At 68.1% G+C, this 9,573-nt stretch carries 9 protein-coding genes; 6 read left to right on the forward strand and 3 right to left on the reverse strand.

Annotation, left to right across the window (positions count from 1 at the left end; translation table 11 throughout):
* The first annotated feature begins 6 nt into the window (after positions 1 to 6).
* Positions 7 to 831 carry an alpha/beta fold hydrolase gene (locus ACWDNU_RS04245; RefSeq protein ID WP_449667703.1) on the forward strand — a complete coding sequence of 275 codons (825 nt, stop codon included), beginning with the start codon at positions 7 to 9 and terminating at the stop codon, positions 829 to 831.
* 85 nt (positions 832 to 916) lie between these two features.
* Here ACWDNU_RS04245 and ACWDNU_RS04250 read toward each other — a convergent pair whose 3' ends face one another.
* The 3 genes from ACWDNU_RS04250 to ACWDNU_RS04260 all read right to left on the reverse strand — a co-directional run bounded on the left by ACWDNU_RS04250 (position 917) and on the right by ACWDNU_RS04260 (position 4,034).
* The gene (locus ACWDNU_RS04250) at positions 917 to 1,708 is read right to left on the reverse strand and encodes an SDR family NAD(P)-dependent oxidoreductase (protein WP_449667704.1); all 792 of its coding nucleotides are present in this window, start codon (positions 1,706 to 1,708) and stop codon (positions 917 to 919) included.
* A 247-nt stretch (positions 1,709 to 1,955) separates the two neighbouring features.
* Complete coding sequence (locus ACWDNU_RS04255) at positions 1,956 to 3,104, reverse strand: Rieske 2Fe-2S domain-containing protein (protein ID WP_449667705.1); 1,149 nt, start codon at positions 3,102 to 3,104, stop codon at positions 1,956 to 1,958.
* Positions 3,105 to 3,209: 105 nt separating this feature from the next.
* A complete protein-coding gene (locus ACWDNU_RS04260; RefSeq protein WP_449667706.1) occupies positions 3,210 to 4,034 on the reverse strand; it encodes an IclR family transcriptional regulator in 825 nt (274 codons plus the stop codon).
* 159 nt (positions 4,035 to 4,193) lie between these two features.
* Between ACWDNU_RS04260 and ACWDNU_RS04265 the strand changes: the two genes are divergently transcribed.
* From ACWDNU_RS04265 to ACWDNU_RS04285, 5 genes are all read left to right on the forward strand, one after another.
* Positions 4,194 to 5,042 carry an LLM class F420-dependent oxidoreductase gene (locus tag ACWDNU_RS04265; protein WP_449667707.1) on the forward strand — a complete coding sequence of 283 codons (849 nt, stop codon included), beginning with the start codon at positions 4,194 to 4,196 and terminating at the stop codon, positions 5,040 to 5,042.
* Position 5,043: 1 nt separating this feature from the next.
* Complete coding sequence (locus ACWDNU_RS04270; protein ID WP_449667708.1) at positions 5,044 to 5,529, forward strand: nuclear transport factor 2 family protein; 486 nt, start codon at positions 5,044 to 5,046, stop codon at positions 5,527 to 5,529.
* Between the two features lie 91 nt (positions 5,530 to 5,620).
* Positions 5,621 to 7,231, forward strand: a complete 1,611-nt coding sequence (locus tag ACWDNU_RS04275; protein WP_449667709.1) for a class I adenylate-forming enzyme family protein — start codon at positions 5,621 to 5,623, stop codon at positions 7,229 to 7,231.
* A gap of 100 nt (positions 7,232 to 7,331) precedes the next feature.
* Positions 7,332 to 8,516: an acyl-CoA dehydrogenase family protein gene (locus ACWDNU_RS04280; RefSeq protein ID WP_449667710.1), complete on the forward strand. Its 1,185-nt coding sequence runs from the start codon at positions 7,332 to 7,334 to the stop codon at positions 8,514 to 8,516.
* 28 nt (positions 8,517 to 8,544) lie between these two features.
* Positions 8,545 to 9,468, forward strand: a complete 924-nt coding sequence (locus tag ACWDNU_RS04285; RefSeq protein ID WP_449667711.1) for a VOC family protein — start codon at positions 8,545 to 8,547, stop codon at positions 9,466 to 9,468.
* The last annotated feature ends 105 nt before the right edge of the window (positions 9,469 to 9,573 follow it).

The following is a 9,573-nucleotide window of genomic DNA, read 5'->3' on the forward strand; positions in this document are numbered from 1 at the left end:
CGTCGCGTGGATCATGCGGTGCGTACGGAAGACGGTCTCCGGCTTTGGGCGACGCGGACGGGTGACGGCGAACCAGTCGTCTTCTGCCACGGCGGCCCGGGGTTGTGGGACATGATGGCGGACGTGGCGGCTTCCCTCTCGGGAGCCGCTACGTTCTGTCGCTGGGACCAGCGCGGATGCGGCCGGTCGCAGCGTCGGGGACCGTACTCGGTCTCCCGGACAATGGCTGATCTCGACGCGGTCCTGGCCCATTTCGGCTGGGACCGCGTCACGTTGCTGGGGCATTCTTGGGGCGCGCAGCTGGCGTTGCGCTACACGCTGGCGCATCCGGAACGCGTGACGAAGCTGGTCTATGTCTCCGGCACCGGGATTGACGACGACTCGACCTGGCACGCGGACTACCAGCGCAACCTCCGCGACGCACTCGGCAATCACCGGGCACGCTGGGAGTCGCTGCGGGATCGGGACCGTACCGCGGAGGAGGACCGGGAGTACTGCGTCCTGCAGTGGTCCGCGGACTTCGTCGATCGGGAGCGCGCGCTGCGGCACCCCGAAGCCATGGCCGACCCGTGGTTCGGCGTGAATTTCGAGTGCAATACCGCCCTGAACCGCGAGCATTCGCCAGATGTGCGTGGCCAGTGCGAAACGCTGAAGGTGCCGACCCTGATCGTCGACGGAACCGCGGACATCCGGCCTCGCTGGGCGGTGGACTCGCTGGAGCAGGCGCTGCCGATGGCGTGGCGCGTGCAACTGCCAGCCGGTCATCTGCCGTGGGTGGAGGACCCGACCGGCTTCCACGCTGCGGTGAGCGGATTCTTGGCCAGTACGTGAGGGGAACCCTGAGGGAATCAGATTCCCTGAGGGTTCCCCTCACGTACGTTGGCTATCGCAGAAGGTGACAGGGTGCGAACGTTGGCTATCGCGTCGGGAGCAGCTTCCGCGTCGCCTCGTGTGCGGCCAGCGCCAGTTCCGCGCGCGGGAAACCGCTCCGCTTCTCCGCCGCGGCGAGGTTCCCGCCAGCCACCCACACCGGTCCGTCGGCGAGGTGTGCCAGCCCTTCGCGTGCGACGTCGTCCGGCTCGGCCACGTTCAGCCCGGGCAGGTCGAACGCTAGCCCGGCCCGTTCCATCGCCGGAGTCCGGGTCACGCCCAGCACGAGCTCCAGCACGTCCACGCCGCGCTCGCGCATCTCCAGCCACAGCCCCTCGGCGAACACCCGGCTGAACGCCTTCACCGCGGAATACACGCTGATCTCCGCCTGCCCGAGATATCCGGCCAGCGAACCCACCAGCATGATCCCACCGCGTCCGCGTGCTGCCATCAACGCGCCGAAGTGATGTGTCAACGCGAGCTGCGCGGTGATGTTCAGGTCAATCACTCCGTGCACGCGGGACAGGTCCCCGGTCACGAACTCGTGGCCGTAACTGTTCGCGCCAGCATTGAAGATCAGCAAGCCGACCTCGAGCCCGTCAGTCATTTCCCGGATTTCCGAGAGCGCCTCCGGATCGAGCAGATCCACCTGCACAGTACGCACTCCCACACCGTGCGCTCGCACCGCCGCCGCGGTTTCCGCCAACGGTTCAGGCTTGCGTGCGATCAGCACCAGATTGATCCCGGCCTCGGCGAGCTGATGTGCGAACGACGCACCGACGCCTTCCGAGCCGCCCGCGATCACGGCCCACGGCCCGTACTTCTCGACCATGCTCATTCTCCAGCCACCGGAATTCCCCCGTCCGTGACCGCCCGGTCAATCGAATCCCGCAGCGCACCACAGCCGCGGAACAAGTCCTCCGTACAAGCCGACCGTTCGACGCACCGCGAGGAAGCGTTGGTATCCCACTGAATGCTCGTCTGATGCCAACTGCTCTTACGCACCTTCAGCCACGCCTCGCACGTTCCACATTGGACCGGCCGCATCGGCTCGTCCAGCAGCCGGTTGTCGGCCCGGATCGCCATCAGACGCGCTCGCTCGTCCGGCGGCTGAGGTTCTCCTCGACCTCCTTGCGCCACGCGGCGTTCGGCTTCGCGGTGTCCAATTCGAACTCGAACCGCTCGGTCATCTCCGGCGTGACGTCCGCGACGTCCACATAGAACTGTTCGTACCAGCGCCGCAGCTGGTAAACCGGACCGTCCTCCTCGCACAGCAGCGGGTTCTCGATCCGGGTTTTGTTCTTCCAGATCTGCACGTCCTGCTCGAAGCCGATCCGGATGAAGTCGCCCATCTTGCGCGCGGTCGCCTCGGCCTCCGCGCCGGAAAGCTTGTCCGTGCGCTTGACGATGATCCCGTACTGCAGCTTGAACGAGTTCGCGGTGACGGGGTAGTGGCAGTTGATGAGCACGGCGTCGATGTCCATGCCCTCGTAGTGATAGGTCAGCTCGTCGATCATGAAAGACGGCCCGTAGTACGCGGCCACGGAGGTATTGCCGAGCGACTTCAGCTGGCCCTCCTTGGCGGGCGGACGCACGTCCTCCCGCGAAGAACCGCGCTGCAGCTGCGTGGCGACGTGCCCCTCGAAGATGTTCTTGAAGTACGTAGGGAAAGCGAAGTGGACGTAGAAGAAATGCGCCATGTCCACGACGTTGTCGACGACCTCGCGGCAGTTCGTGTCGACGTGCGTTTCGTACCAGGTCCAATCGGTCCAGTCGTCGCGCGTGGCGCCCTCGATGCGCGGAATGACGACGTCAGGCGGCGGCGGATTGCCCTCCGGGTCGTTCCAGACGAACAACATCTTGTCCTGCACCAGCGTCGTCCACGCCGCGGTGCGCGCCCGCAGTGGAACCCGGCGGCTGTAGGGAATCTGCTTGCATCGGCCGTCGCCGCCCCAGCGCCAGTCGTGGAACGGGCAGGCGACCTCGTTGCCCTTGACCGTGCCCTGCGACAGATCGCCGCCCATGTGCCTGCAGTACGCGTCGAGCACGTTGAGCTTGCCGTCCTCGCCGGCGAACACCACGAGCTTCTGCCCGAACGCGGTGATCGGATGCGGCTTGCCGTCGGCGAAACTCTCGGCCAGTCCGAGACAGTGCCATCCGCGGGCGAACCGCGTGGGTGCCGCGCCGGCCTCGATCACGCGGACCTCGTCCGGTGCCGGCTCCACTGTGGTCATCGTCGGATCTCCTTCCAGTGCCCCGCTTCTGCGAGGCTGAACGTAGAACGGCGGGCGGTGCGCGAGCTGGTGTTATCTCAGTGACCGAGAGTCCTTTGTGGACGATTAGTTCCAGGCGGGTTCGGCCGCGCGCAGCCGGACCATCGGGTAGAGCTCCTGCGTGACCTGTCGCGCGGCGACCACGACCAGCGGCGCGACTCGCTCCAATGCGGTCTGCGCGTCGCCGACCAGAGAAATCGCGGCTTCCGGCCCTTCCGGGCCTCGGATGGCAGCGGCGACACAGGAGATATCAGAGAAGCACTCGCCGCGTTCGAAAGCGAGACCGTTGCGGTCGCGGATCCGGCCGAGTTCGCGGTGCAGCGTCACCATGTCACAGATCGTCCGGCTGGTCTGGCGGCCGAGCGTCGGCATGACGCGGTCCTCGACCTGTTCGGCGGGCAGCCACGCGAGCATCGCCTTGCCGAGCGCGGTGCACTGCGCGGGAGCGCGGCCGCCGACGCGCGACGGGACGACCGCGGCGAACCGGCCGCCGACCTTGTCGAGGTACCGGACGTCAGCGCCGTCGAGGATCGCCAGGTGCGCGACCATGCCGGTGCGCAACTGCAGTTCGTGCAGCACGGCCGCGGTCGCCTCGCGCAGTTCGAGGTGGTTGCCGCCGGTGCCGCCGAGGTTCAGCGCCCGCGCGCCGAGCGCGTACCCGAACGACGAATGCGACAGCCACTGCAGCCGCACGAGCTGGTCGAGGATGCGGTGCGCGGTCGAACGGGGGAGATGGGTCGTGCGCGCGACCTGTTCGAGGGTGAGCCGGGTGCTCGGCGCGTCGAAGGCGTCGAGGATCAGCGTCATCCGCTCGACCATCGAAGGCGGCAAGGCGCGGTTCTGCGCGACATCCGTGCCGAGGGAGTCCGTTTCGATCGCGACAACCGTCATGCTGTGCTCCTCGCGGACGAATTGAAATCATTTCTAGTTTTGAAGGTAACACGGCGGCCTCCCGGGGCGTCAACACGCGGCGGGTCGCGACTGCGGCACGGCTCCCGATCAGCGGGAGAAGCCGCTCGCGCCGGCCCGGCGGCCGGTAGGCATGGCGGCATGGACATCGGCCTCGTGAGCCCCGTGGTGACCCGGCTGCCGGGGGACCCGAACGCCTGGGAGGACACCGCCGGCATCGAAGACCTGGCGCGGATCGCGGCGACCGCGGACCGGCTCGGCTTCGATCACCTGACCTGCAGCGAGCACGTCGCGGTGCCGGTGGCGGTCGCGGAGCAGCGCGGATCGACGTACTGGGATCCGCTCGCGACCTTCGGCTACCTGGCTGCTCATACCAACCGGATCCGGTTGGTCACGCAGGTGCTCGTGTTGGGATATCACCATCCGCTGGAGATCGCGAAGCGCTACGGAACGCTCGACACGGTCAGCGCCGGGCGGCTCGTGCTCGGCCTGGGTGTCGGGTCGCTGCGGGAGGAGTTCGACCTGCTGGGCGCGCCCTTCGAGCAACGCGGCGAGCGGGCCGACGACGCGCTGCGGGCGCTGCGGGCCGCGTTGTCGCAGCGGCTGCCGTCGTATCACGGACCGCACTACGACTTCGCCGGGATGATCGTCGAACCGCATGCCGTGCAGGCGAAAGTCCCGCTGTGGATCGGCGGCCGAACCAAGCGCTCGCTCCGGCGGGCGGTCGAACTGGCCGACGGCTGGGTCCCGTTCGGGCTGTCGCTGGAGGAACTGCGTCGGATGCTCGACACGGTTGAGCTGCCGGACGGCTTCCAGGTCGTGCTGTCGCCTGGCAGGCCGCTGGACCCGGGCGCGGCGTCCTGCCGGGAGCGGCTGGCCCGGGTCGTCGAGGCCGGGGCGACGACGGTCAGTGCGCGGATCGCCGCGAAGTCCGCTGAGCACTATTGCGAGCAGCTCGAAGCGCTCGCCGAGCTAGGAAGCGAGGTCTGAAGTGGACCGGATCGCCCAGTTGGAGGAACGGCTCGCACGGCTGGAGGACGAACGCGAGATCAGCAGGCTGATCGCCGCGTACGGACCGCTGGTCGACGCCGGCGCGGCCGAGGACGTCGCCGCGCTGTGGACCGAGGACGGGGTGTACGACGTCGACGAGATCTACCTCGAAGGCCGAGAACAACTGGCCCGAATGGTGCGGTCCAGCGCCCATCAAGGCTGGATTTCCGGCGGTTGCGCGCATTTCGTCGGCCCGCCGCACGTGACCGTGGACGGCGATACGGCGATCGCGGTATGTCACTCGCTGATGGTGGTATATCAGGACGACCGCTTTGTTGTCCGGCGGGCGACGGCGAACCATTGGGCGCTCGCGCGCACCGAGGAGGGTTGGCAGGTCACCCGGCGCACCAACCGGGTCCTCGACGGCCGGGCCGAGTCGCCCGGACTGCTGCGGCAGGGCGCGTACGGCGAGCCAGCGTTCCTCTGAGCCGGTCCCGGTCACTGGAATCGGCGCGGCGCTTACGGCGGTGAGCAGGCACAATCACGCCCGCACCGGTGCGCGAGGAGGGAGACCTTTGATGAGCCTCTCCGCTGATCCTCGGCAGGCGCTGACCGCGCCCGGTGGGCCTTGTGAACTGCGCACGGAGACTGTGCTGGGCGTGCCGATGACGGTCTTCGCTCATCGCGCGCGGTCGCTGGGGGAGGTGCTCGCCGCCTCAGCGCGGCACGGCGAACGCGAGTACCTGGTGACGGCCGACCGCCGGATCACCTTCGCCGCGCATGCCCGCCAGGTGGCGTCGGTGGCTTGCGCGCTCCGCGAGGACTACGGAATCGGCAAGGGCGACCGGGTCGCGATCGCGGCGGCGAACAGTCCGGAATGGGTGGTCGCGTTCTGGGCGACGGTGTCGCTGGGCGCGATCGCGGTCGGCTACAACGCGTGGTGGTCGCGGCGGGAGTTGGAGTACGCGCTCGGCCACACGCGGCCGTCGCTGGTGGTCGCCGATGCGAAGCGGGCTGCGCTGTTGGACGGCGTTCCGGTGCTGACCGTCGAGGAGGACATCCCTCGGTTAGCGCGCCGTTCGGATGCACCGCTGCCTTCCTGTGCGGTCGAGGAGGACGATCCGGCGGTCATTCTCTATACCAGCGGCACCACCGGACGCCCGAAAGGCGCGGTGCACACGCACCGGAACCTGACGTCGGTGATCGAGTTTCACCGGCTGAACAGCGAAGTCGCGCGAGCGCTCGGCGACCTGGTGGATCCGTCCGCGCGGCGGTACCTGCTCGGGGTCCCGTTGTTCCACATCGCCGGACTGCACAACCTGGTCGTGCCGCGGCTGGCTGACGGCAGCGCGGTGGTGCTGCACCAGGGCGGGTTCGACGCGGAGCGCGTGTTGCGGCTGGTCGAGGCCGAGCGGGTGACGAACTGGGGCGTCGTGCCGACCATGGCGCACCGACTGCTGGAGCACGGCAATCTTGACCGGTACGACCTTTCCTCGCTGACTGCTTTTACTCTCGGCGCTGCGCCTTCTTCCCCGGCCTTTCAACAACGGTTGCGCGCGGAGCTTCCGGTGGCGGAACAGGGATTAGTCGACAGCTATGGCCTGACGGAATCGTCCACGGCGATTTCCGTTGCCACATCGGCTGATCTCGCCGCATCACCGGGCACTGTCGGACATCCGATCGCGACGGTGGAGCTGGAGATCCGGGACGCTTTCGGCGAGTTGGTGCCCGACGGCGGCGCGGGGGAGATCTGCGTCCGCAGCCCGTTCACGATGCTCGGCTATTGGGAAGATCCCGAAGCTACGGCCGCCGCTATTGACGACCAGCGATGGTTGCACACCGGGGACATCGGCGTTCTTTCCGGCGGACAGTTGCGGCTCACCGCGCGCCGGTCGGATTTGATCCTGCACGGCGGGGAGAACGTTTATCCGGCCGAGGTCGAGAACGTGCTGGCCGAACATCCGGCGGTGCGGGAATGCATTGTGCTGGGCGTGCCGCATGTCGACCTGGGCCAGGAAGTGGCTGCGGTCGTGGTGGTGTCCGCGTCGGTCGGCGAGGAGGAGTTGCGGGCGTTCGCGGCTGAGCGGCTAGCGTATTTCAAGGTCCCGTCGCGGTGGCGGATCGGGACGGAACCGTTGCCGCGCAACGTGACCGGCAAGGTCGTGCGGAACCAGGTGCCGCGGCCCTGATCCCGTTGACCGGGAGCGCGTCCGCGCGGCCGGGTGCTCCGCTGGGAGGCTCGGGGCAGCCGGGACCGCACCGTATCCGGACCGGAGAAAGGGAAGCGCCATGACCCATCCCGCTCTTGCCGCAATCGAGGAGCGCTCCGAGGAGATTTCGGCGTTCGGGCCGGAAAACGAGCGGCTCGGCCGGCTCGCCGACGAAGCGGCCAAGGTGCTCCGGGAAACCGGCGCGATCAAGATGCTCCAGCCCGCCGAGTACGGCGGCGCGGAAGCCCATCCGCGCGAATTCGCGGAAACGGTCATGCGGCTGGCGTCGCTCGACGGGTCGACCGGCTGGGTCGCCGGGATCGTCGGCGTGCACCCGTGGGAAATGGCGCTCTGCGACCGTCGTGTGCAAGACGAAATCTGGGGCGCTGACAACGACACCTGGATCGCTTCGCCGTACGCGCCGATGGGTGTGCTGAAACCGGTCGACGGCGGGTATGTCTTCAATGGACGGTGGCAGTTCTCGTCCGGAACCGATCACTGCGACTGGATTTTCCTCGGCGGTTTTCTCGGCGACACGGACGGCAATGTCGTGCAGCCGCCCCGGAATTACCACGTGATCCTGCCTCGCGCGGACTACGAAATCGTCGAGGACACCTGGGACGTCGTCGGCCTGCGCGGCACCGGCAGCAAGGACATCGTCGTCAAGGACGCGTTCGTCCCGGAGTACCGCGCGGTCCCGTTCAGCCGGATGACCGACGGCAGCGCGCTGCGCGAATCCGGCCGCACCAACCCGACGTACGGCGTCCCGTTCACCACGATCTTCCCGCTCGGCATCACCTCCGCAGTGATCGGCATCGCCGAGGGCGCGCTGGCGGCGCATCTGGCATATCAACGCACGCGCGTGCAAATCACCGGCACCCGGGTGAAAGACGATCCATACGTGCTGTTCGCGATCAGCGCCGCCGCCGAGGAGATCAAAGCTTCGCGAATTGCCATGCTGGACAACGTTTCCCGGTTCTACGACAAGGCTGCGGCCGGTGAGCCGGTGACGCTTGCCGACCGTGCCGCGTCGCGCCGCACCCAGGTCGCGGCGGCGTGGCGAGCGGTGCGCGCGATGGATGAGGTGGTCGCCCGCAGCGGTGGCAATGGCCTGCGGATGGACAACCCGATCCAGCGCTTCTGGCGCGACGGCCACATGGGCCTCGCGCACGCGATCCACGTGCCCGGTTCGGTGTTCCACGCGTCCGCGCTGACCGACCTCGACGTCGAGCCGCCGCCCGGTCCGATGCTCTCCATGATCTGAACTCTCTTATCCCGCAAGGAGTTTCGCTATGACCGACATCCGAGGCCTCGGATACCTCCGGGTCCAGAGCCGGGACCTGCCGCGCTGGCGGGAACTGACCGTGGAGGCGCTCGGCTTCGCCGAAACGTCCGGCCCGGTCGCCGACGGCCTGTACCTCCGGATGGACGAACGCGAGGCGCGGCTGATCGTGCTGCCCGGCGAGGACGACCGGGTGCTCGCGGTCGGATGGGAGGTGCGCGACCAGTTCGCGCTGGCCGCGGTCGGGCGCGCGGTGGAGGCCTCCGGGACCGCGGTGAAAGTGTTGTCGGAGCAGCAATGCCGGGAACGCCGCGTCGATTCGGCGATCACTTTCGACGACCCGTCCGGCACCCCGGTGGAGGTCTTCTTCGGCCCGGTCCTGGACCACGACCCGGTGCGGACGAAGTGGACCCAGCAGTTCGTGACCGGCGCGCAGGGCATGGGCCACGTGGTGCTGCCGACGACGAACTTCGCCGAGGTCGAGACGTTCTACACCGAGGTGCTGGGCTTCCTCCCGCGCGGCGCGGTCTCGATGGCAGGCGCGGCCCCCGACCAGAAACCGCGCCGGGTGCGGTTCATGGGCGTCAACCAGCGCCACCACAGCCTGGCGATCTGCCCGGCCCCGCACGGCGAACCGCCGGGCTTGGTGCACCTGATGGTCGAGGTCGACTCCCTGGACGCCGTCGGCCGCGCCCTGGACGAGGTCAGCAAGCGCGGCTTCTCGGTTTCCTCGACGTTGGGGAGGCATACCAACGACAAGATGGTGTCGTTCTACGTCCGGGCGCCTGGTGGGTGGGACCTGGAGTACGGGACCGAGGGAATGCTGGTGGACGAACGGTTCTACACCGCGGAGGAGATCACGCGGGACAGTTACTGGGGGCACGACTGGTCCGGGTCGGAGCAGTTGGCGGCGTTCAGTCCAGTCAAGGGGTAGCTCGTGAGTGGCTACGCCGGTTCGGTCCGGGTCGGTCCACTGCAGCACCCGGGTGCCGACCGCGAAGCTGCCGGAGGGCGTAGGGAAGACGGGGACGGGAAAGGC

The organism is Amycolatopsis sp. NPDC003676 (assembly GCF_053587275.1).

Excerpts from the sequence above, each read along its gene's own strand:
- ACWDNU_RS04250 (WP_449667704.1), bottom strand. The coding sequence starts at position 1,708 with ATGAGCATGGTCGAGAAGTACGGGCCGTGGGCCGTGATCGCGGGCGGC.
- ACWDNU_RS04255 (WP_449667705.1), bottom strand. The coding sequence starts at position 3,104 with ATGACCACAGTGGAGCCGGCACCGGACGAGGTCCGCGTGATCGAGGCC.
- ACWDNU_RS04260 (WP_449667706.1), bottom strand. The coding sequence starts at position 4,034 with ATGACGGTTGTCGCGATCGAAACGGACTCCCTCGGCACGGATGTCGCG.
- ACWDNU_RS04265 (WP_449667707.1), top strand. The coding sequence starts at position 4,194 with ATGGACATCGGCCTCGTGAGCCCCGTGGTGACCCGGCTGCCGGGGGAC.
- ACWDNU_RS04275 (WP_449667709.1), top strand. The coding sequence starts at position 5,621 with ATGAGCCTCTCCGCTGATCCTCGGCAGGCGCTGACCGCGCCCGGTGGG.
- ACWDNU_RS04280 (WP_449667710.1), top strand. The coding sequence starts at position 7,332 with ATGACCCATCCCGCTCTTGCCGCAATCGAGGAGCGCTCCGAGGAGATT.
- ACWDNU_RS04285 (WP_449667711.1), top strand. The coding sequence starts at position 8,545 with ATGACCGACATCCGAGGCCTCGGATACCTCCGGGTCCAGAGCCGGGAC.